Consider the following 21,268-nt stretch of genomic DNA (forward strand, 5'->3'; position numbering starts at 1 on the left):
GTATGGGGGCTCTGACGAAAGCTGAGATGGCGGAACGTCTGTATGAGGAGCTGGGCCTGAATAAACGGGAGGCCAAAGAATTGGTCGAACTGTTTTTCGAAGAAATCAGGCACGCTCTGGAAGACAACGAACAGGTCAAGTTGTCCGGTTTCGGCAATTTCGACCTTCGGGACAAACGCCAGCGGCCTGGCCGCAATCCGAAAACGGGAGAAGAAATCCCGATCACGGCTCGCCGTGTGGTCACCTTTCGTCCAGGGCAGAAGTTGAAGGCCCGAGTTGAGGCTTATGCTGGAACCAAGTCATAACGACGAACTACCCGTCATCCCGGGCAAACGCTACTTCACCATTGGTGAAGTCAGCGAGCTGTGTGCGGTAAAACCGCACGTGCTGCGCTATTGGGAGCAGGAGTTTCCTCAACTCAACCCGGTCAAGCGCCGCGGAAACCGCCGGTATTATCAGCGACAAGACGTGCTGATGATCCGGCAGATCCGCGCGCTGCTGTACGACCAAGGGTTCACCATCGGCGGCGCACGCCTGCGCCTCTCCGGTGATGAGGCCAAGGACGATACAACCCAGTACAAACAAATGATCCGCCAGATGATCGCCGAGCTTGAAGATGTGCTGGTGGTGCTCAAGAAATAAAATTTCTGCTTTAAATACTTCCAGTTTTCAAAAGCTTGCGATATATTCCTGAGCGTTCCGTTGAGAAGCGGAACAAGATTCACGCCTAGTCGGGGCGTAGCGCAGTCCGGTAGCGCACTAGCATGGGGTGCTAGGGGTCGAGTGTTCGAATCACTCCGTCCCGACCATATAATTCAAAGGGTTGCGAGATTTTATCTCGCGACCCTTTTTTATGTTTGGTAGTTGTTACCCCCACAAAACAGCTGGCTCTGGGTGGAATCCTCGCGGCTTCCGCGTGGGCGGACGCAGTCTTTGGCGCTCACGCGTGGTCTCTTTACCAATGTTGTTTGGTCTTCCTCTTCAGGTCCTAACGTTTTTGAGTGTTTAAGGTTATTTTTTTGGCTGATTGAGAACTACATACAGGTCAACCATCAGCTTGTTTATCTCAGGTCGCTCGGGTCATCCTGCATACCCGGTAGTTAGGCTTGGGCGGCTCTGGGATCGTATAGCCGTCGGGGGACTAGACTGCGTAGGTCATAGTCCATCATGAACAATCTAGCTTCAAAGGCGTGGCAGCGGCCTACAAGTTGAGGCTGCTTGGCGAATAGTTCGGACCCTTCTAGTACTGCGCGGATGATCCAACCTGGTTGGGCCTCCAGCCGAGTAAGAATTCTTGCCTTGACTAGCAGCTGCCTATTAGCCCGGCCGTTAGTCCGCAACTACTCGTTCCTGCTTGCTAAGGAGCAGTGGTGCAGTCATCATTTCGCCACCCTGATGGCTATTTGATACGGCTGCACGTTACGGACGACGATTCCTCCTGAACTCACCCTCCAGAACGATAAAAACGGCAATTCATGGCTGCGTAGCACGCTTGCGCATATGAATGTCATAAATCGTTGATTAACAAAGCGCATGGATGTCTTCAATGCATTTTTTCAAAAGATTCTTTGCTTTTATTGCTTCCCTTTTTTCGAGCCAGGAAACAGAGCATAGCGAACCGCTCATTCCGAAGATTGACCCTGAGAAGCTCAAGAAAAAGCTGGATCTTCAAAAAATCGCTAGAGAACACGGCGCGAAAGGCATCCCGAGGAGCGGCGATACGCAATTAACCGCTGCCGAGCACGCCATCCGTGCGGAGCTTGGCCGGATGCGAGAGCAAACGGTGAAGTATGGCGAGCAGCGTGTTAAGCAAATTCAGAATCGCCTGGACTCGATCGACATTACGCTGGATATGAACCGCGCCATCGAGTTAGGGAACGAGTTTGTTCGTGCGTCCGATCATCACCTTACTCGTGAAGACGGGCGTATGAAGGATTTCGCAGCTGACACAAAAACAAAATTTCAGATCCTCAGCGATTTTCGTAGCGAAAACCGCCTGCCCAGCATCCCTGCAAAATGCCCCACTGGTGGTAGCCAATTTTTCAAATTGATGGTCGTGCTTGGCTGTTGCGTCCTAGAAGGCGCGCTAAATGCCACGTTCTTCGGCTCAGGACTGGAGGGGGGTTTGCTCAGCGGTTTTACGATGGCCTTCATGTTGTCGTTTTTCAACGTACTTGCGTGTTTTCTCGCGGGGCTTGGTTTCAGAAACAAGAACCACGTCAGGGGAACACGCAAGTTTTGGGGCTGGGTCTCTTTCGCTTTGGCAGTAGCCGTCATGATTGGATTGGGGGTGTTGATCTCCTATTTCCGTTATGTGCTGGCCGTGGATGAAGGCGGAAGTCAAAACGCCTTCCCTCTGGTCTGGCAAAGCCTTCGCACAGGCATATTTCCCATTCAGGATTTCGAGTCATTGATTCTGTTCTTCGGGACGATTGTGTTTGGCTGTGTCGGCGTTTGGGAGGGCTACAACTTCACGGATCGCTATCCGGGGTATGCGGGGGTATGGAGTCAATATGCTGAGGCTCACCGCCGCTATATCGAATTGATCGAAGGCTTGCGAGATAGGCTGGAAGTCGAGAAGGCCGAAGTGTTGTTGAAAATCGATAGCGGCGTGCAGGCAGCTGAAAAGGCGATCAAAGCTTTCAAGTTCAATATGAACCAGAAGTCGATAGTGAAAAAACAGGTATCCGAAACGCTGGTCATGGCCGATGAAACGCTGCAGAGCCTAACCCGCTACTACCAGAACGAAAATATGATGGCGCGCCCTACGGATGTTCAACCACCTGATTATTTCGACCATCCAGTGACATTTGGCCCCCTGGACATGCCGGATTTCAGTGTTCAAAAGGATGAGTTGCGACTGGATGCACAGGAGCAGCTTCTGCGTGAATTGGTCGCTGAAGTTGAGCCGATCCGGGCAAGAGTCCAATCCTCGTTCAATCAGCAATACAACCAGCTTCAGCCGCTCCAGGATTTGGTATAAGGGGATTTGTGATGTCGGTTTATGCCAAGCGTGAAAGTAACACCGGGAAATGGGTTTGGGGCGGCGTGATTGGCGTTGCAGTCGCCTTGGTGCTCGGCGGGATTGGCTATTACAAAATGAACCACGAAACCCTGGACAAGGAGACCCTTTGCCCCAGTAACGGCCCTAAAGGCCAATATGTCGTGTTAATTGATAACACCTCGCCGTTCCCTTTCACCCAGAAGGCTGCTTTGTCCCAGCGGCTCAAGACGATGGTGGTGAACGAGGTGCCTGAAGGGCACCTGCTTTCTGTGTTTTTGCTCGGGGAAAAATTTGAGCAAAACGAAAAGCCTATCTTCGAACGTTGCAACCCTGGTCAGTGGGGCGATCGCAGTCAACTCACGGCGACCAAGAAGTTTGTTGATAGGGATTTCAATGAAAAGTTCGCCAAGCCGCTCGATGCCGTTGTGCGCCATATCCCACTCGACGAACACAGCAAGCTGTCACCCATTTTTCAGATGCTTCAACTGGTAGGCATCAATGGGTTCGATCATGCCAACGTAAAAGGTGACCGCAAGCTTGTCATCTACTCGGACATGTTGGCCAACATGCCTGATTTCTCAATGTACAAAAATAAACGACACAATTATGCAGAGTTTGCCAATTCTCCTTATGGTCGCAACGCCCAAGCGCCAGGCTTAAACGGAGCCACCGTGTCCATCAATTTGCTGGCAAACGAGCAGAAAACGCCACAAACCAACGAGCTTGGCAATTTCTGGGCTCAATATTTCGAGGCCAACGGGGCTTCGGTTGAGGGAATTACTGCAATGGAGGGGCTGTAATTGGACTTCAACAAGCACGTGCGCCGGGTGCAAACCTACTTCATTGCGGCGGTAATACTCAAGGCTACTTTGGCCGTAACCAGCCTCCTACTCAACGAGCCTTTCTGGCTCGGCTTTGTGCTTCCATTGCTCGTGATGTGTTGTTATTGGTTTGTAGGTTACCGCGTACGGGAGAAGTGGAACGTCCAGCTCACCCTCGCGAAATTTGCGGACTCGGTGTACTACCTGGGGTTCTTGTTCACTGTTGGCAGCATCATTATCTGTCTCCTCGATATTAATTCCATTGGTGAGAATCTCAATGGAATGGCCGTTCGGTTTGGCGCCGCGATGGTGAGCACAGCCATTGGTATGCTGGCCAGGGTGCTACACACGGGTTTCAAAGTTGATACAAATGACGCAGTCAGGAGTGTTGAAGAGCGCGCGGTTCAATCGGCTGAAAACCTGACCATGTCTTTTGATGCCGCAAGTCAGCAGTTGGAGGTGTTCAGAGATCAAGTTATGGCCGCGTCCAAGGAAGCAGTGCAGAGCGTCCATGAGCAAATCACCGCGATCTCTCAGCACAGTACCAATGCTATGGATGTATTTTTCGCCAACGCTACCCGTCAAAGCAATGAAGCTTTCGAGAGCATCCTTAAACAAGCCAACGACGCCAGCGCCGATTTACTGACCACCATCAATGGTCTTTCCGAGAAGAGCGAGCAGACGCTCGATCGCATGGAGTCTCATGCACTCGATTTCGGTAAAAAAGCACAGGCGCGACTCGATCAAACCCTGTTCCCGGATAACCTGTTCGCTCAAAAACTTAACCCCGCTATTGATACGCTGTCCGGAACCACCGATACCCTGAACGAAGGGGTCTCAACATTGGCCCTCGACGTCAAGGCTGCCGCTCGGATGGTAGGCACAGCGATTCGCAGCTTGAACACAAAAACTGAAACGATAGGGCAGGCCGTCGCTGCGGTAGGTTCGATCATAGAAAGCCAGGAGCGCTTGGCGGAATCGATGAAGTCACAGGGTAGTGACGTCATGGATCGAGTGGAACGTATTCAAAAGGACTATCTGGACTCGTTGGAGGATCAACGAGAGGACTTCATGGCGGACATGAAAACTAACCAACAGGTGTTCGCGAAAATTGTCGAGGAGCTTGAAGAATTGCGCACCGTGGTCAGAGACAACACTACTGTGGAGCGTTTGAGTCATGAAGTGGTGGGAGCACTAAATTCCGTCAGTGATTGTGCTGTTAAAAATAATGAAGCCCTTGCAGAAAATTTACGCTCGACGCTGATGCCGTTGATAGAGGCTGTCGTAGCCAGTAATGATATGCATAAGACACTGGCTGCCAGTGTTGAATCGAACAACCGCAACATCGAGACATCCCATTCTCAATTGCTGGATGAGCTGATGGGCAAGATTGATCTCATCAACAATCCCCAAATGCGTGCCCTAGGCGTTAGCGAAGAAGCATCTGGGCCATCACTCGAATCGATTGCCAATGCGACTTTGGCACTCGACAACGTGACTGCGGCTGATGTGAGAACTGCCTGATGAGTTCTAAAAATGATCAGGTGTTTCAGCTGTCGCTTACCGAAATCTGGATCATTTTGTGTTTCATTCTGCTCTTGCTGATGGGGTATAAGGTTTGGGAGCTCACGCATAAGAATAGAGAGATGGCGCGCGAAATCTCCGCCTATCAAAATTTCGATGAGCGTGAACAGGCTATCAAGCTCGCGAGTGATGAACTCAAGGCGCGAATGGTTTCCCTTAAGGTGAAAAATCCGGACGAGATCATTTCGAAGCTCGTCGATGCCTCCAAGGCAAAAGAGGAAGCTGGCCGTCTCAAGGTGCTACTGACTCAGAAAGATGAACAGCTTACTGCGCTCGCAGCTATCGATAAGGCTTTGCAGGAGGCTGGTAGCAAAAATAAGAGTGAAGATGCCAAGCGCCTAATCCTTGAAACAATGATGTCCTATGACCAGCTAAAAAAGCTCGTGGTCAATCCTGACGAGGAAAAGGATGCTCAGCCTACGGACGTCATCAAACGAATAGGTGCTCTCAAGGCAACTGAGCAATTGTTGAAGACCGCGTTGGGGCAAGAAGGTAATCCGACGTCGGAGCAGATTTCGGAAATTGTGAAGAATGCTGAAGCTTATACCCAGGCCGAGAAGCAAGGTGTAAATCCAACAACGCTACAGAAAACTAACAATGACTTGAAAGGGCAGGTTCAGTTTCTACAAAACAAGCTGAACAAGGGCAAGGGAGGCGATCTGCCGCCTTGCTGGGCGAACGAAGCCGGCAAGGCAGAGATGTTCCTTACAGTGTACTTGAAGGAGGACTCACTGAGCTTTGAACCTGCCTGGCCGCCAACACGACAGGCTGATGCCGAAGCGCTGCCAAATTTCACTGCGTTGATGGCAAACACCACTCGCTCGTACGAGGATTTTCTTCAGGCGGCGCGCCCCATCTCTGATTTAGCCAAGCAGCGAGAGTGTAAAATTTACGTGCGATTGGCGAGTCAAATTCAAGGTGCAGTGATGTCCGATCGGCGCCGCTTGATGATGGAGAGTTTGTTCTACAAGGTAGAAGTTAGACGTTAAGTGTGTCGTCGGCACCGTGGTTTACGATACGTGTAAACAGACCAGGATTAAGCGCAGCGGGGCCGGTAGTGATCATTGCAGTGTTCGCGCGTAGTTGCGTCGGCGCAATTCAGCGCAGTTTCTTCCGCTTATTTTTCCACGGAATGACTCTGTGCAAAAAGAATTGCGGTCGAGATATCGAGCGATATGGAAGCAAACGACCTCATCAGCAAGGATTGCGGCAGCGCCCAGTCCCACTTTTCGCGCAGCATGTTTTCTACTTCCGAAAGTATCGAGTCTAGATCAGCGGCATCCAGGCTTCCGACTTCCTTCAGCGCCATTTGGGTTCGACCGATGTCGGCGTCAACCTCAATGGCAAGGCCTGCGTTATCACAAGAAAGGCCGACATGATTGAGTAACAAGCGCAGTGCATCGTTGGCATGATCACCTAGCCAGCTCATCAGATAACACTTACCGCCCGACTCAACTATGTAGCGCTTACCAAGGCCCAGCGAAACAAATGTCTTTCGAGCCTCGTCGAGAAGCTCTTGAGCCCCTTGATCAATAAAGGGGCAGGGGAGTGTGTCTGCCAAGACGGCTCGCATTTCTTGGCGTACGTTGTCATGCACCATCGCACCCAGACCGTCGAACTGAGGAGGGGCACCACCGCGTGCGGCTGAAACGATGATGACTTTGGCCTGGAGATCAACATCACGAACCTGCCACCTCCGGCCTCCGAAAATAATGCGCTGATCCTTGGTTAGTGGACGGCTTACCGGCACAGATCCCAGTGCCCTACCATCGCATACAAGGCGAAATTCTTCGTCGCTGGTGAATGCGCTGTAGAACTCATAGTGGTTGATCAATCGCTCTCCAACCGTCCCAGGAAGCAGCAATCCTGAGCTGTCCTGAACAATGAGCTCGTGTTCTCCGAGCGCCTTGAGCAGCTTCACAAAGTCTGGTTTTTCAACTTTTGGAAATGCTCCCTCAGCAATCAAACTTTTCCAGAGATCTGCGGCAGATGCACCGCCGCACTGGGCAATCACTGAAAGACATTGTTGAACAAGGGTGGATGCGTGAATGCCTTGAGCCCTGGGAGGTTCAAACCACCCCTTGGCCAGCAATCGAACCATGGCAATGGTTTGGACCAAGCCTTGGCGCAGTTGATCCGAGAGGCTCGATCCATCTTTGAGTGGCGATTCCTTGCAGTAAACGCGCAGCGTTGCTTTTTCTCCTGGGCGCCTTCCCGATCGCCCTAGACGTTGTCGCAGGCTCGCTACCGATGGTGGGGCACCAATCTGCACGACTGTTTTGATGCTGCCGATGTCTATGCCGAGCTCAAGCGTCGTAGTGCAAATCGCGGATGCCGCGTGAGTCCCTGCCTTGAGAGCATGCTCAGCTTGCTCACGTAAGTCCTTTGAAAGGCTACCGTGATGAGGCCAGAATTCGTTAGGCACGCCGTCTCTCTCGCAGCGCCGACGCAGTTGATCTGCGTACCATTCAACCTGCGACCGACTGTTTGGGAAAATTAGGTTATTACTGCCGCGTAACACCTTGTAAAGATGATCAGCGATCGCGAAGTCTGGGCTTGCCTCGTTCTCTGTCTCGTCTTCATTTCCCTCTTGCTCAGAAAGCTTTATGGGCTTCTTCTTGAGCTCGCTCATGGGTGGCTGAATGTAACCACGAACTTGCACCTGGAGAGTCTGATTGGAGCTTTTAGATTCAATGACGGTAACGCCATCGGCATTTCCTGGACGCAAAAACTCCGACGCCATCTTCATATCGCCGAGGGTGGCTGAGAGCCCGACTCTAGGGAGACGGTGGCCGGCAACAAGTTCAACCCGATGCATTAGCGACTGAAGTTGCTTGCCTCGTTCGCTACCGATAAACGCATGCAGCTCATCCACGACGATATAACGCAGGTGCTGGAATGCCCCGCCAAGACTAGAACCGCGGTTGACGAACAGGGCTTCAAGGGATTCAGGAGTGATCAGAAGCACCCCCTCAGGGGACTTCAAGAAACGATGTTTTTTGCTTGAGGAGATGTCTCCATGCCAAGCCACTACGGGAATCTCAAGCTGCTCACAAAGACGGCTTAATCTGTCCCACTGGTCGTTGATCAAGGCCTTGAGTGGGCTGATATACAGCACCGAACCAGGTGGGTCATCATGATTCAGCAGATTGGTGAGGATGGGAAGAAAAGCAGCCTCGGTTTTGCCAGCTGCTGTTGCTGCGGCGATGATGACATCCTGATCGGCATCCACCAGCACAGGAACCGCCCATTCCTGGGCGTCGCGCAAAGAAGTCCAGCCTTCCGCCCAAATCCATCGCTGGATTCGGGAGTCAAGTTGGTCGAAACCCGATGACTCAGAGTGTGAAGGTGGCAAGTTCATCGTCCGCATCGACTTTGGTATCGTCTTCGCCGCCTGAGTCCCGAGCGACCTCGACAGCTCCAAGCAGCGTCCGCCAATCGGCGCCTGGGTTTTGCTCCAAGATGGCTAGCAGGTTGATGAACGCTGTGATCGTGGTGCGGGGCGTACGGAAGTAGGCCTCCCCCAAACGCTGATTACAATGCGCCATAAACAATGGGAGCGCCTCGTCGGGCAGTAAGTACTTTTCAGCATCTCCACCAGCGTATACATGACGAAGTTTCTGAAGCAGTACGTAGAAGTCTTCCGGGGTCAGGCTGGTCAGACGAATCACCGGCCCAGACAGATCCACCAATCCTGATTTCGCAAACGAGTTCTCGGCCAATCGAGATTGCAGGGCAGGGTAGCTGAATAGCCCCCGACGAGTGTCCATCAAAAACTCAGGCGTGCCACCTAAAACGAAACCAAGCCCTTCGGACGATCCCTGCAGAGAGTCGTTGAGGATACGGAGGATCTGTTCGTAATTGGCATTACGAGCTTGGGTATTGGCCAGTTTGTAGAGGTTGACCAGTTCGTCGAGGCAGATCATCAGACCGCCAAAACCTGCAAGTCTGACGAATCTCGACAGGAGCTTGAGCTGATCGTAGACGGAAGCATCATCAATGATGGTTCGTACGCCCAAGGCTGCTCGGGCATCAGTCTTAGTGGTGAACTCTCCACGCAACCAACGGATGGCGTCGGCCTTGAGCTGCTCGTTGCCTTCTTCGAAACCTCGGCAATAGGCGGCAATCACCTCCGCAAAATCATACCCGTTGACCATCTCGGTCAGCTCGGCCAAGTGAGCACGAATAACAGTCTCGCTGTCCGTACCCGCTGCCTTGGCTTCGGTTTTGGCCTGAGAGATGAATTTCTCAACAATGCCTTGCATAGCCCCACCGTCGGGCTTCGTACGCGTCGACATGTTTTTAGCCAACTCGGAGTAAAGCGAGCGTGCTTGCCCACCCGTGGCATGTAATCTGCGATCTGGGTTCAAGTCGGCATGCATGGTGACAAGTTTACGCTCCATAGCGATGGCTCGTACCAGGTTCAGAAAGAACGTCTTGCCTGCACCGTACTCGCCAATGACGACTCGAAATGCCGATCCACTTTCAACCAGGCGATTGACGTCCTTGATCAGTGCATCTAGTTCGCCTACCCGGCCAACCTGAATCAGGTGTTGGCCCATGCGAGGAACGACGCCTGCGCGTAGCGACTGGATGACCGCATCGCGATCCTTGGCTCTGATAGTGCTCATAGGGCTAACTCTTCCAGAATGTCTGTATTGATCTCGACAGGGTCATCACCCTCAGTGACGGGCATGTCGAAACGTTCAAAAGCCATGTCGTTAATTTGTTCCAGGGCACCATCGAGCATCAGCTCCATGTCGCTGGCGGCAGCTTCAAGTTCGGAGCGGCTCCACTCAGGGCGTGAGATCAGCAACCGAAGGAATGCAGAGTGTTCCAAATCGAGACCATCAATGTCTGCACTCGATTCTTGTACTGATTCTGCCACATCGATCAACTGTTCCGGTTCGTCAACCTGATCATCAGTGAAGACTTTGGCAAGGAGGGCGGAGACCTCTGCGGTTTCTCGTTGCAGTTCTGCAATGCGCTCGTGATCAAGCACGAACCCTTGATTTGCAGTGGAGTTGATCGGGGTTCCAGGCTCGGAACGAGGAATCCCGGCTTTGGGTTTTACGAAGGCAATACTTGCTCCAGATGCAGCACCGTGGAGATCGCTGTACAGCAACTGACTGTCCAGCTGCAGGGCCTTGTAAACGCGCTCAAGAAGTTTCACTTCCAATGGGCTGACGATGCCATCTGCTTGCGCCAGATGGGCCAGGAAGCTGGCAATCGTGCGTTTGGCTTCGACCGTTAGTGGGTCGAGTTTTTTCTTTAGGCTGGCCAGCGTTGGTGGTTGCTGGATCTGGATTCGCAGGTGTGCTTTAAGGCGTTTGCGATGTGCCACACTCAGGTGATTCCAGGAGTCGATGTGTTGAGCAAGAAGCGTAACTTCCTCAGTGGAGGTATCACCATCGGCAGAAGCCACAGCACTAGCAAGGTCGAGCGTCACCGAAGCAGCATTGTAGGCTGCAGAAGCTCGCAGTGACCCGTCTTCTGGTTGAGTCACGAACAGCGCGATTTGATCTTCTGCTTTCGGTGTCTTACTGCCAGCCAGTACGTCGGGTTCAATACCGATGTGAAGCGATTCCAGCGCGCGGGCAAGTGCAAGTACTTTGTCGCGGGACAGGGCGCCGGCGCTCTTGAACCGGCCTGCGAGTTCGCCAAAGCTCATGACAATCAGGTCGTCGCCAATTCTGAATTGAAGCTCGTCCAATTCTGTACGGGCTGCCGTCGGCCAGAGAGCGACGGGAAGTTGCAAAAGACCTTCGAGAGCTTCTGCGCTATCAGGGTTGCGGCCCAAATATCGGCTGTAGGGTTCAAGCTCGCTAGTGCATAGCTCAACCAGCAACTGCAGGTTTTTTCGTGTACCTGACGTGGCCAGGACATCAGGAAGGTCACCCAAGCTAAGCGTGGGGGCCATTAAGACCGCGGAGGCCGGCCGATAGCTGGTTTTAAGTTTTGTCTTGTTCTGCGCTAGGACAAGACCCTTAGGATGGGCGCTTGTGTACTTAAGCTTGAACAGTCTCGAAAAGACATCCTTGCAGCGAGTCACGGGCGTGCGTTTGCTGATGTTGGGGTCAGCTAGCGCCCAGGCTAATGCCCAATCGGCATCAAGGGGGCGCTTGTTGGAAGCGAATTGCCCCAGGCCTACGCGCAGTGGCAGTGGCATCTCGTAGCTATACGCGACAACGTTGGGAGGTGGGCCAAGGTAAAGGTCTGGATCGATCTTGGTGTTGCTCAGGTAATCCAGAAAACCTTCCGCATATCCCCTGAACGACCTATTTTCCCCGTAGATACTCAATAGGCGCTGGACTTCTTCTACGATCAAAGGAAGCTCAGCCTTAACGCCCGGGTCACTCACTGCGTCAACGAGTGCTCGACGCTCTAGACCATAGAAATACAAAAATACGTAGCCGGTGTCTGCCAGTGGGTAACGACGGCCGCCCTCCAGCCATTGAAGGTATCCACGGCGAGCCTCTGACGTGATGGAGTGAAAACTAGGCCAATAGGACATCAGCCGTTCTTCTAGATCGACGTGTGTCTTTGCGATACGGAGTTTGGGGTTTATCAGTGAAGGTTCTTCGGCATCGTGCCGGCCACCTAGCACGCTGCCCATATAGAACATGCCACCCGGAATTAAAAAACCGGAAACGGTGACAGATTCACTTGCGGGCACCCAGCGAACATCAGGTTTTTGCGTGCTCGCATTTGGAATTTTGAACGACTTTGAAGATGCTGAGCCGAGTTGGACAGTGTAAAAATCAGAGGTTTCCTCTGTGCCCATATGGCTCCCTGAAACCTCTCGCATAGAGAAAGTGGGGCCTGACCGTTGATGCTCTCGCAGACGTTCCGTCTCCGAAACGGCCACTGAAAATTTCTCGGCCTGTCGCCTTGAGCGACGAACCAGCAGCCAAAAAAACGCGGCAATGCAAGCAGTAACACCAATGGCGATCCAAGCATTTTTCGGGATCGATGCGACTGCGCCGAAGGCCAGAGCGAAAATGATCAGGATGCCGTTACTTGTGGAGTTTTTTGCCTTCTTCCTTGCCATGAGTCGTTTCAACCTTGAAAGTGGGTGCCGGCGCAATGGCAGTATCCGATAATTGCCCTACGAGAACCATGGGCTGAGGAACGTTATTGATTGGAAAATTTTGCTGGCGCACGAATAGCTACAATCATCAAAAGCAGCTTTTCAGCAGGAAGCGCGCAGATCATCCCGCTCCATTGCTGATCGCTGCGATTCAGTGTGGGCAGCTATCGGCTAGAAGTGGAAGCTCACTAGCCAATGATGCTAGCCCCGTTCGCCGAAGCTAGGATTGTTGCGTTGGTCATTTCTTCTCGACTAGCCGCGGCGTGTGCCTATGACTTGGCGGTTTTCCTTGTGTTCTTGGGATTAATCTGCTCATCGGTGAGCGCTCGGGCCAGGTTTCGGGCCTTGCGGATGTCCGTCAGGGAATTGCGCGGCTAGGTTCCGCAGGCGTGCTCTTTTTGTTTTGGTCGCCCCAGCGATAGCAATAGAAAAAGCTGACTGATATACCATCCTCATGTACGGAGATTCGAACGGCGAGATTGCCATCCACCCGGGTGAGTCGGCCGGCATCTTCCGCGGTCAGTGTCTCGAGTTGTTTGATGGTGATTTTGGCTATGAAATGGGTTCCCTCTACTTCCCCCCACAAAAACGTCCGCTCTTGATGGGCGTTACTGGACTCTCGTAGAGCGGAACACCGCTGGACTCAAGTAAATACAGCTTAGAAAAATCCAAAGTAAAATTTTGGAAGCTTTTAAGAAGTATGAAAAAGGAGATGGGGTGCTATGGGTGAGGGTTCGAATTACTCCGTCCAGACCATATTTACTAGGTAAATTAGTCAGTTAAGCCGATCAAATAGATCGGCTTTTTTGTGCCGCAAAAAAACGCAAAACTACCCAGTTGATTTCGCTGATACTCAGGTCAGGGATTGCCTCCGACCCGATGATTTCGGGGTGGTCGGTCGACCAGCCACAGCGCGGTGACATTGGTCGTGATGGAAGTTGGCCGGACGGCTCACCCAAACCCTGCCTGGCGAGGATGCAGAGACGTTCGGCACAGGGCCCTAATGATTTATAGATGAGGACGTCATTGCTGAGGTGTTTCTTAGGATGTTGACGGCCCAGACTGATTCATCGATTTGTCCATCAGGTCCAGATGCTCCCGCACTAGGTCAATGGCGGACTGCACTATCAACTCATCTTGCTTGTCTCGGTTCGAGTAATAGTTAGGGCTCCAGCCTGGGTTTGTGGGCAGGGTTCGGCGAACCTCAAACATGCTCACTGCGACGGTTCCTAAGAGTATCGCTGCTTTTGCTAACTGCCACGCAGTGAGCTTTAGCTCTTCAAGTTCGTAGGAGCGTCCATTCAGCAACTCTCCAGGCTTAGCCTTCAAGGCGTTGAACGCCAAGCCAGAGGTTCCATCCGTCAAGGCCCACTGCCAATGCGCAACAATATTTCTGTGCTCGATGGAACGCTTAAAAATTTCAAGGGCCTCGCATAATGGCCCTTCTAAGCAATCCGGCTTTATGCGCTGAATTTGGACGCGGATAATGCTGAGCATTTTTTCTGCATTTAGGTTCGCATGCTTGACGAGCAAGTAAGCGTCCTGCTCGTCAAGCGACATCACGCCCTTGAAGATGGCGAAGATCGAGCGTTCGCATTCGGAATAGGCAACCATTATTTGGCCAATTTCTTGTAGAAGCTCGGGCGCAGGACCTATTTGATAGCGGGGTTCCGGTTTACCTTCTGCCACATTGACCTCCAAGTCATAAACGCGCCGAGATTGGCGCAATCCCAGTCCTTGGGTTTGTAGGCAAAAGACCGGGGGAAATCCGTTGCGTGAGGGCAAGAGGCTACTATCGGAGCGAGGTGGGATGTTACTGGGGATTCATACAGACGAAAGAACGCCCCGACATAGCCGGACCTGTAGAGGAGTCATTCAACGCGAATCTTTTTTTGCGCGTGCCGACGGGAAGACCCTTCATTCCGCCTCCGAAGCCAGGTGACGAGCGCATGTACTGGATGGAGGACGGCGGCGAGTACGCCAAGCAGCATGATGGTGAAGATGATGATCAGCGGGATACTTTCGTGCGAGAACATGGTGGGTTACTCCTGTAGTCACTATGTCGGAACCCGCAGAATAGACGCGTCGAAGGGTGCTTTCGATGAAAGTGTGTTCATCATTGTGCGCTTACTTTGTGCTACGGCAGGGCTTGAAAAAATGCTCGAGCGAGCAGCTAAAAGTCGAGCACTCGCCAACGCAGCAGGCGAGGGCGCTGATGTTGCGCTTTCGATGAACGTTGTCTGGAGGGGTGCTATCGCCGGGGGGACGATCACTGCTTATTGAGACTGACCCTCGCAAAGCGAGACCCTACGTACCAATCATTTCACCCGCGAGATCCGCCAGGGCGCGGAGCCTGTCCATCTGCCTCATGTCGTGGTGATAGCCCATCCAGATATCGCGTCCGGGTGGTTCACTGCCGACGTCTAGCAATCTCAGGGCGGTCAACTGATCGCCAAGCACCCGTGGCAAGACCGCCACACCCAATCCGCGGGCGCACATCTGCGCCTGAACGGTACGGCTGCTGCTGGTGAACACGGTTTTGGCGTGGGGGAACATCTGCTGTAGCCAAAGCACGTCGGGGTAGTGAGCTTGCGCCGTGTTCATGAGGATCAACCCGAGGCCTTTTCCATCTTCCGAGGGGGAGAAGGGCAAGTGCGCGGCAACGTACAGTCCGTAGCTGAGTGTCGTCAATCGACGCTGAACGATGTCCGGTTCGGTGAACGGCACGATGCGAAAGGCGATATCCGCATCGCGGCGAGTCAGATCGAACAGGCGATGCCCGGGGATCACCTCTGGAACGATCAGCGGGTACCTTTGCGACATTTCGTCGAGTACAGGCGCGAGCACATAGCAGGCGAACCAGTCCGCCGATGAAATTCGCAACAGGCCCTCAGGTTGATCGCTTTCGCCCGCCAGGTGCCGCTCAATGGAAAGAGCGCTTCGCTCCATTTCCTCGGCCAGCCCCAGAATTTTTTCACCGCTGTCCGTCAACACAAGACCTTGCCCGGTGCGGCGGAAAAAAACCTGCCCGCTGTGCTGCTCAAGGACGTGAAGCCGCCGTCCTACGGTGGGGTGGCTAACGCCCAGTTGCTTCGCGGCAGCGCCCAGCGAGCCGGTGCGGACAATCGCCAGAAAGACGCGTAAGTCGTTCCAGTCCATGGCTCACCCCCTACAAAAATGAACGGCGAAGATGCAGCAACGGCAGTCCCGTTGCAACCCCATGGCGGAACAGAGCGGGCGGAAGATGCCGCATATGCCTATCGCTGGAAGCGAACATTTCAAGTCGGCTTTTGCCCCAGCCTGAGGGCGCCGCATAACGGGTGGCGGCCTTACAAAAATGCACGAGGAATGTGCATCCCTGGCAGTGCCGCCGTCAGTCGTTGACTTCGACAATAGACCCTCAATGACGGCAACAAACCCTGAGGCTTGCCGTTTCATCTGTCAGGCAGCGCACCTGAGTGAACATGAAGCCAGCCTGCGCTAGTCGTATCTTTCTGGAGTTGCCCAATGACATCCAAACTGGATCGCGCCCCAGCAGCCGAATCGCGCCGATGGTTTGCTTTCGCTGTTCTTCTTGTCGGCGCCTTTCTTCCGCCGCTGGATTTTTTCATCGTCAATGTGGCGTTGCCTTCCATTCGTAGCGGCCTGGCGATTACACCGGCGCAGGTCGAATGGGTCATTTCGGGTTATGCCGCCACTTACGCCGTCTTCCTGATCACGGGCGGTCGGCTGGGTGACCTGTTTGGCCGTCGCCGGGTGTTCTTTGCGGGCATGGCCGGCTTCGGCGCTGCCTCCTTGATGTGTGGCCTTGCCAGCTCGCCGACGATGTTGATCGGCGGACGTGTGTTGCAAGGTTTGAGCGCTGCGGCAATGGCACCGCAGGGATTGGCGTCCATCCACAGCCTGTTCCCGGAGCATGAGCGTTCGCGTGCGTTGGCGGTGTATGGCGCAACGATCGGCTTCGCGGCGGTTGTCGCCCAGGCACTGGGGGGCTGGCTGATATCGATGAATGTCTGGGGCCTGCAATGGCGTGCAGTTTTCTTGATCAATCTGCCCATCGTCATCGCTGTGTTTATGGGCGGGATACGGTTGCTTCCCGATACCCGGAGCCAAACTCCGGTGCCGCTGGATCGCATTGGCGTACTGCTGTGTGCGCTGACGGTCGGGCTGCTGGTGGTACCGCTGGTTGAAGGCCGGGAAGCAGGTTGGCCCTGGTGGCTTTGTCTGTTGCTGCTCGGCTCGCCACTAGCCGCTGCTGCCTTTTGGCGCTACGAGATCGCGCTGGAGCGTCGGGGCGGCACGCCCTTGGTCAGTCCGCAACTCAGTCGAGCACGCGGCTTGGTGGCCGGACTGACGGGCGTACTGTTCTTCTACGTGGTATCGGCATTCTTCCTGACATTTTCAATTTATCTACAGGACGCGCTAGGTGTAACGCCATTGACCTCGGGAATGATGTTCGTCCCGTTCGGCGTGGGCTTTCTGATTGGTCCTTTGACCACGCCCTTTGCCATCCGCTTGTTCGGCCGTTTTGTACCCGCCATGGGCATGATGCTCGAGGTCCTGGGATGCCTGATCCTGAGCGCGGCGGTCGCAGCGGCGCCGACAGGGCAGAGCCCTCGATTGGCGTTGGTGATCCTGGCGGTGGGCTTGCTCGGGTTTGGCCAGGGCTGGGCGCTGCCAACCCTTATTCGAACCGTGATAGATCGTGCACCGCCAGGCGGGTCGGGAATGATCTCCGGCGTAGTCAATTCAGCCTTGCAGATCAGCGCCGCGCTTGGGGTGGCGGTGCTCGGTGGGGTGTTTTACGCACTGGCTGCCCCTGCACAAAGCCCTTCCTCGCTTGCCACCGGGTTCATTGCCACCCTGCTGGGCATCGCTGCTTGCCTGGTCGTTTCAGCGCTGCTGTCCGTTTATGCCTCGATGCCTCGTTCAACAAAAGCGGCTGCTCCTTTCGGCGTTTCGATCAGCCCGAACCGTGACTGACGCCAGCGCTGAGCAGTTGCCAAATCTTCAACTCACCCTAGATACGTTCCTTAGGAGACAAGACATGACGGGTAAATTTATCAATCAAGTAGCGGTCGTCACCGGCGGCTCGACTGGAATCGGCTTTGCGATTGCCCAGGCGCTGTTAGCCGAGGGCGCCAAACGCGTCTATATCACTGGGCGCTCGGCGGCGACGTTGGACGCTGCGGTTACCGCCCTGGGCGAGAATGCCGTGGCAGTGGTGTCCGATGTCGTTCAGCAGGCCGATCTCGATTCGCTCAAGGCATTGGTCGAAGGCCGGGACGGTCAACTCGACGCGGTGTTTGCCAATGCCGGTATCTGCGAAAAAAATCCCGTGGGCGAAACGACTGAGGCCGCTTACTACAACATGTTCGATATAAACGTGAAGGGCGTATTTTTCACCGTTCAGACGCTGTTGCCGTTGATGAAGGATGGTTCGTCAATCGTGCTGACCGCTTCAATTTGTTCCAGCAACGGGATGGAAGGTCTGAGTCTTTACAATGCCTCAAAGGCTGCGGTGCGTTCATTTGCGCGTACTTGGGCCAATGAACTCAAAGGCCGAAAAATTCGCGCGAACGTGCTCAGCCCTGGCTTTACCAGGACGCCATTGATGGACAACGGACTGAAGATGGACGAGAGCCAGATCGAAGCCCTCCGAAATCACGTAGGACAAATCGTGCCGCTGGGCTACATGGCTCAACCGGAACAAATAGCGTCGTCCGCACTGTTCCTTGCCTCCGCTGACGCCAGTTATGTCAACGGTGTGGAACTGATGGTCGACGGTGGCCTCTCACAAATCTAAGCGATGTCCGGTTGTATTACTCAGGCAGTGGGGAATAAAAGCGAAAAGCGGATGGTCCCGGGCTTGGGTTGTTCGACACTCACAGTACCGCCATGCAATTGCATGATCGCCATGACGATGGCGAGGCCGAGGCCGTATGAGTCGGAGCTTTGGTGGCGGGACGCGTCGCCGCGGTAGAAACGGTCGAACAGTTTGCGCAGGGTTTCGTCGCTTAGCACGGGACCCTGATTCTCCACTTCAATTCGGCATCCGCCGTCGACTGCAACGACGCGCATCAGAATTTCACTGCCTTCGTCTGCATAGCGAATCGCGTTGGCGACCAGATTGCTCAGTGCTCGGCGCAGCAGCAAAGGGTCCGCGTGCACGGTGCCATCGCCCATAATCTTGAGGGTCATATGCCGCTCTTCGGCCAGACCTTCGAAATAACCCGCGATGCGCTGTGATTCGTCATGCAGCGACAGTGGCTGGCGCTCGACCAGCGATTGCGCTTCGTCGGCGCGAGCAAGGAACAGGATGCTTTCGACGATCCGGGAAATACGCTCCAGTTCCTCAAGGTTCGAGGCGATAAGCGCCTGGTAGTCATCCTCGCTACGGCGCTGGCGCAGGGCGACCTGGCAGTGCCCCATCAACGAACCCACCGGTGTGCGTATTTCGTGAGCCAGGTCGGCGGAGAACTGCGTCAGTCGTTGATACCCCTTGGCAAGGCGATCAAGCATCGCGTTGTAGGCGTCACTCAATTGTTGCAGTTCAACCGGTGTGTCGGCACTGTCCATCCGGCTATCGAGCCGCTCAGGCGTTATGTTTGCCGCATGCGCGGCCATTTTGCGCAACGGGCGCAGACCGCGACGCAGCAGTACGTAACCGAGCACCGCCGTGAGCAGAAAGGCCAAGGTCACGGCCAGGTAAATACGTTCGCGAAACGCCGCGAGCATGGCCATTTCCTTGCCCATGATGTGCGCGGCAGTCAGGCGAACTTCACGCCCGCCCGAGGTGGTTTGTACGGAGGCGGCGCGCAGCGGTGCTCCGGAGTCGGTCACGCCGCTGCGCAGGTCGTTGACGCTCAGCTTCGCTTCTGGGCCGATCACGGGCAGATCGGGCAGCGTGACGTTCAATGGATTGACCAGGATCACCGGCTGCTGGCCGGGCTCCTCGATGATAAAAATATCGTCTTCGCTGTCGAGCATGTTCTTGAAAATCTGCGGGCTGTCACGCAGCTGCTCGATGGCCAGTTCGTAATGCAGCAATTTACGAAAGTGGTCCAGACGGCCCATGACTGCATGATCGCTGTAGATCAGTACCGAAGCTTTCATCGACTGGTACAAATAAAACCCGGCCCCGGCCACGGCGAGCATGGCCACCAGCGAGAACGCCAGGGTCGAGCGCAGGGTCAGGGATGGTTGGCGTCGGGTCCGCATGGCCTCACCTCGCACACATAGCCGATACCGCGAATGGTATGGATCAGTTTGATCGGGTAGGGCTGGTCGACCTTGCTGCGCAGGCGTTTGACGGCTACGTCCACGACGTTGGTATCGCTGTCGAAATTCATGTCCCAGACTTCCGAAGCAATTTGCGCCCGGGACAGGACGTCGCCTTCGCGGCGCAGAAACAGATGCAGCAGGGCGAACTCCTTGTTGGTCAACACAATCACTTGCTGCTGCCGCGTGACGCGGCGACGCACCAGGTCCAGCTCCAGGTCCGCGATGTGAAAATGATCGGCTTCGCGAACCACGCCACGGCGCAGGATGGTGCGAATGCGCAACAGCAATTCGGTGAAGGAAAACGGTTTGACCAGATAGTCATCGGCGCCCAGTTCCAAACCGCGAATGCGGTCATGCAACTGATCGCGAGCGGTGAGAAACAGCACCGGCACATCTTGCTTGGCGCGCAATAGCTCGATGATTTGAAATCCATCGATGCCGGGCAACATCACATCCAGCACGATCAGGTCGTAGGACGTTTGCAGGGCCATGTGCAAGCCATCGGCGCCGTGCTGGGTCCAGTCGACGTTGTAGCCGGACTCGCCAAGTCCCTTTTTCAGGTACTCGCCGGTTTTGGTGTCGTCTTCGATCAGCAGGATATGCATCGTCAGGGGGCGCTCGGGTCTCTTTTATAACGGGATTCAACCCGCGGTATCGGTCTCTCAGGATTGCAGTGTAACCAGCTGAGAAGGTTGAGTCGGTTACATTTCTGTCATTCGTAAAGGCGTCGTTGCGAATGACAGAAATGTCATTCGGCGGTCATCGTGAGGTCCCGATCCGGGGGTGAGGATAGCGGCACTTAAACCCGTGAGGAATTGTCGCAATGAAGCTCAAGACTGCTCTGTCCACCACCTTCGGTTTGCTGATGCTCAGCGCTGCTGTCATGGCCACTGCGGCCGATATGCCGGTGATCAAGCCGCTGCGGGGCACCGTCGAAAGTGTCAACAACAACACGCTGACCTTCACCACCCGTTCCGGCGCACAGCAGACCATAGGTCTGACTGACAAGACCGGCATCAACCGGGTATCAAAGACTGATATCGATTCGATCAAAGCCGACAGCTTCGTGGGCTCTGCAGCCATTCCACAGGCCGACGGTTCGCTGAAGGCGCTGGAAGTCACCGTATTCGAGTCCAGCCTCAAGGGCAGCGGTGAAGGTCACTATGGTTGGCAAAATGCGGATGGCAGCACAGGCACCATGACCAACGGCACCGTGGGCAAATTGTCCAAAGCCAATGGCCGCACGCTGACCGTCAATTACAAGGGTGGCGAGAAGCAACTCGTCGTGCCGCAAGATGTACCCATCGCCTACGTAGAACCAGGCAAAGCCAATGAGTTGGTCAAAGGCGCGAAAATTGTCGTGTTCCCGGCCGAGGGCGGCACAACCGCACGCGGTATTGCCGTCGGTAAGGATGGGTTCCAGCCACCGATGTAATCACCTGAACAGGTTGGAGCGACGCGGTCCGGCATCGCTCCAGCGCACGG

Annotated in this window: 17 protein-coding genes, 1 tRNA gene and 2 pseudogenes; 11 read left to right on the forward strand and 9 right to left on the reverse strand. The window is 54.4% G+C overall.

Going from position 1 to position 21,268, the window contains the following annotated elements; translation table 11 throughout:
- Positions 1-2: 2 nt before the first annotated feature.
- From ihfA to AB7M32_RS15170, 7 genes are all read left to right on the forward strand, one after another.
- A complete protein-coding gene (gene ihfA, locus AB7M32_RS15140) occupies positions 3-305 on the forward strand; it encodes an integration host factor subunit alpha (protein ID WP_002553164.1) in 303 nt (100 codons plus the stop codon).
- Entirely contained in the window at positions 286-642 is a 357-nt protein-coding gene (locus AB7M32_RS15145) for a MerR family transcriptional regulator (protein ID WP_003179985.1), read from the forward strand. Before ihfA ends, AB7M32_RS15145 begins: the two co-directional genes overlap by 20 nt.
- 90 nt (positions 643-732) lie before the next feature.
- Positions 733-809: transfer RNA gene (locus tag AB7M32_RS15150), tRNA-Pro, on the forward strand.
- 737 nt (positions 810-1,546) lie between these two features.
- A complete protein-coding gene (locus AB7M32_RS15155; protein WP_454250379.1) occupies positions 1,547-2,983 on the forward strand; it encodes a hypothetical protein in 1,437 nt (478 codons plus the stop codon).
- Between the two features lie 11 nt (positions 2,984-2,994).
- On the forward strand, positions 2,995-3,804 hold the full coding sequence (locus tag AB7M32_RS15160) for a hypothetical protein (RefSeq protein ID WP_454250380.1): 810 nt from the start codon (positions 2,995-2,997) through the stop codon (positions 3,802-3,804).
- On the forward strand, positions 3,805-5,349 hold the full coding sequence (locus AB7M32_RS15165) for a hypothetical protein (RefSeq protein WP_454250381.1): 1,545 nt from the start codon (positions 3,805-3,807) through the stop codon (positions 5,347-5,349). It begins immediately after the preceding gene.
- Positions 5,349-6,398 carry a hypothetical protein gene (locus tag AB7M32_RS15170; RefSeq protein WP_454250382.1) on the forward strand — a complete coding sequence of 350 codons (1,050 nt, stop codon included), beginning with the start codon at positions 5,349-5,351 and terminating at the stop codon, positions 6,396-6,398. The genes AB7M32_RS15165 and AB7M32_RS15170 overlap by 1 nt, the downstream gene beginning before the upstream one ends.
- 128 nt (positions 6,399-6,526) lie before the next feature.
- Here the strand turns inward: AB7M32_RS15170 and AB7M32_RS15175 are convergent, their stop codons facing one another.
- The 6 genes and pseudogenes from AB7M32_RS15175 to AB7M32_RS15200 form a co-directional block, all read right to left on the reverse strand.
- On the reverse strand, positions 6,527-8,770 hold the full coding sequence (locus tag AB7M32_RS15175) for a DEAD/DEAH box helicase (protein WP_454250383.1): 2,244 nt from the start codon (positions 8,768-8,770) through the stop codon (positions 6,527-6,529).
- Complete coding sequence (locus tag AB7M32_RS15180) at positions 8,745-10,040, reverse strand: ATP-binding protein (RefSeq protein WP_454250384.1); 1,296 nt, start codon at positions 10,038-10,040, stop codon at positions 8,745-8,747. The genes AB7M32_RS15175 and AB7M32_RS15180 overlap by 26 nt, the downstream gene beginning before the upstream one ends.
- Positions 10,037-12,460: a tellurite resistance TerB family protein gene (locus AB7M32_RS15185; protein ID WP_454250385.1), complete on the reverse strand. Its 2,424-nt coding sequence runs from the start codon at positions 12,458-12,460 to the stop codon at positions 10,037-10,039. Before AB7M32_RS15185 ends, AB7M32_RS15180 begins: the two co-directional genes overlap by 4 nt.
- Before the next feature lie 311 nt (positions 12,461-12,771).
- A pseudogene (locus AB7M32_RS15190) lies at positions 12,772-13,055 on the reverse strand (integrase arm-type DNA-binding domain-containing protein); the annotation flags it as partial.
- A 485-nt stretch (positions 13,056-13,540) separates the two neighbouring features.
- On the reverse strand, positions 13,541-14,188 hold the full coding sequence (locus tag AB7M32_RS15195; RefSeq protein ID WP_454250386.1) for a hypothetical protein: 648 nt from the start codon (positions 14,186-14,188) through the stop codon (positions 13,541-13,543).
- Between the two features lie 182 nt (positions 14,189-14,370).
- Positions 14,371-14,535, reverse strand: a complete 165-nt coding sequence (locus AB7M32_RS15200) for a hypothetical protein (RefSeq protein ID WP_170866800.1) — start codon at positions 14,533-14,535, stop codon at positions 14,371-14,373.
- Positions 14,536-14,683: 148 nt separating this feature from the next.
- Here AB7M32_RS15200 and AB7M32_RS15205 point away from each other — a divergent pair.
- Positions 14,684-14,764, forward strand: a pseudogene (locus AB7M32_RS15205) (hypothetical protein); the annotation flags it as partial.
- 42 nt (positions 14,765-14,806) lie between these two features.
- Here the strand turns inward: AB7M32_RS15205 and AB7M32_RS15210 are convergent.
- On the reverse strand, positions 14,807-15,658 hold the full coding sequence (locus tag AB7M32_RS15210; protein ID WP_454250387.1) for a LysR family transcriptional regulator: 852 nt from the start codon (positions 15,656-15,658) through the stop codon (positions 14,807-14,809).
- A 348-nt stretch (positions 15,659-16,006) separates the two neighbouring features.
- On the opposite strand from AB7M32_RS15210, the gene AB7M32_RS15215 reads away from it, so the two are divergent.
- Positions 16,007-17,482, forward strand: a complete 1,476-nt coding sequence (locus AB7M32_RS15215; RefSeq protein ID WP_454250388.1) for an MFS transporter — start codon at positions 16,007-16,009, stop codon at positions 17,480-17,482.
- 64 nt (positions 17,483-17,546) lie between these two features.
- On the forward strand, positions 17,547-18,305 hold the full coding sequence (locus tag AB7M32_RS15220; RefSeq protein WP_454250389.1) for an SDR family NAD(P)-dependent oxidoreductase: 759 nt from the start codon (positions 17,547-17,549) through the stop codon (positions 18,303-18,305).
- A gap of 20 nt (positions 18,306-18,325) precedes the next feature.
- On the opposite strand, the gene AB7M32_RS15225 is transcribed toward AB7M32_RS15220, so the two are convergent.
- A complete protein-coding gene (locus AB7M32_RS15225; RefSeq protein ID WP_454250390.1) occupies positions 18,326-19,720 on the reverse strand; it encodes a heavy metal sensor histidine kinase in 1,395 nt (464 codons plus the stop codon).
- Positions 19,693-20,388 (reverse strand): heavy metal response regulator transcription factor, encoded by a 696-nt coding sequence (locus AB7M32_RS15230; RefSeq protein WP_072405205.1) that lies wholly within the window; start codon positions 20,386-20,388, stop codon positions 19,693-19,695. Before AB7M32_RS15230 ends, AB7M32_RS15225 begins: the two co-directional genes overlap by 28 nt.
- Before the next feature lie 218 nt (positions 20,389-20,606).
- On the opposite strand from AB7M32_RS15230, the gene AB7M32_RS15235 reads away from it, so the two are divergent.
- Positions 20,607-21,218 (forward strand): hypothetical protein, encoded by a 612-nt coding sequence (locus AB7M32_RS15235; RefSeq protein ID WP_092170430.1) that lies wholly within the window; start codon positions 20,607-20,609, stop codon positions 21,216-21,218.
- The last annotated feature ends 50 nt before the right edge of the window (positions 21,219-21,268 follow it).

This window comes from Pseudomonas sp. R151218B TE3479 (assembly GCF_053629195.1).

What these genes read in the sequence shown, in the direction of transcription:
- ihfA (WP_002553164.1), top strand. Translation starts at nt 3, where the DNA reads ATGGGGGCTCTGACGAAAGCTGAGATGGCGGAACGTCTGTATGAGGAG.
- AB7M32_RS15145 (WP_003179985.1), top strand. Translation starts at nt 286, where the DNA reads ATGCTGGAACCAAGTCATAACGACGAACTACCCGTCATCCCGGGCAAA.
- AB7M32_RS15155 (WP_454250379.1), top strand. Translation starts at nt 1,547, where the DNA reads ATGCATTTTTTCAAAAGATTCTTTGCTTTTATTGCTTCCCTTTTTTCG.
- AB7M32_RS15160 (WP_454250380.1), top strand. Translation starts at nt 2,995, where the DNA reads ATGTCGGTTTATGCCAAGCGTGAAAGTAACACCGGGAAATGGGTTTGG.
- AB7M32_RS15170 (WP_454250382.1), top strand. Translation starts at nt 5,349, where the DNA reads ATGAGTTCTAAAAATGATCAGGTGTTTCAGCTGTCGCTTACCGAAATC.
- AB7M32_RS15175 (WP_454250383.1), bottom strand. Translation starts at nt 8,770, where the DNA reads ATGAACTTGCCACCTTCACACTCTGAGTCATCGGGTTTCGACCAACTT.
- AB7M32_RS15180 (WP_454250384.1), bottom strand. Translation starts at nt 10,040, where the DNA reads ATGAGCACTATCAGAGCCAAGGATCGCGATGCGGTCATCCAGTCGCTA.
- AB7M32_RS15185 (WP_454250385.1), bottom strand. Translation starts at nt 12,460, where the DNA reads ATGGCAAGGAAGAAGGCAAAAAACTCCACAAGTAACGGCATCCTGATC.
- AB7M32_RS15200 (WP_170866800.1), bottom strand. Translation starts at nt 14,535, where the DNA reads ATGTTCTCGCACGAAAGTATCCCGCTGATCATCATCTTCACCATCATG.
- AB7M32_RS15210 (WP_454250387.1), bottom strand. Translation starts at nt 15,658, where the DNA reads ATGGACTGGAACGACTTACGCGTCTTTCTGGCGATTGTCCGCACCGGC.
- AB7M32_RS15215 (WP_454250388.1), top strand. Translation starts at nt 16,007, where the DNA reads ATGACATCCAAACTGGATCGCGCCCCAGCAGCCGAATCGCGCCGATGG.
- AB7M32_RS15220 (WP_454250389.1), top strand. Translation starts at nt 17,547, where the DNA reads ATGACGGGTAAATTTATCAATCAAGTAGCGGTCGTCACCGGCGGCTCG.
- AB7M32_RS15225 (WP_454250390.1), bottom strand. Translation starts at nt 19,720, where the DNA reads ATGCGGACCCGACGCCAACCATCCCTGACCCTGCGCTCGACCCTGGCG.
- AB7M32_RS15230 (WP_072405205.1), bottom strand. Translation starts at nt 20,388, where the DNA reads ATGCATATCCTGCTGATCGAAGACGACACCAAAACCGGCGAGTACCTG.
- AB7M32_RS15235 (WP_092170430.1), top strand. Translation starts at nt 20,607, where the DNA reads ATGAAGCTCAAGACTGCTCTGTCCACCACCTTCGGTTTGCTGATGCTC.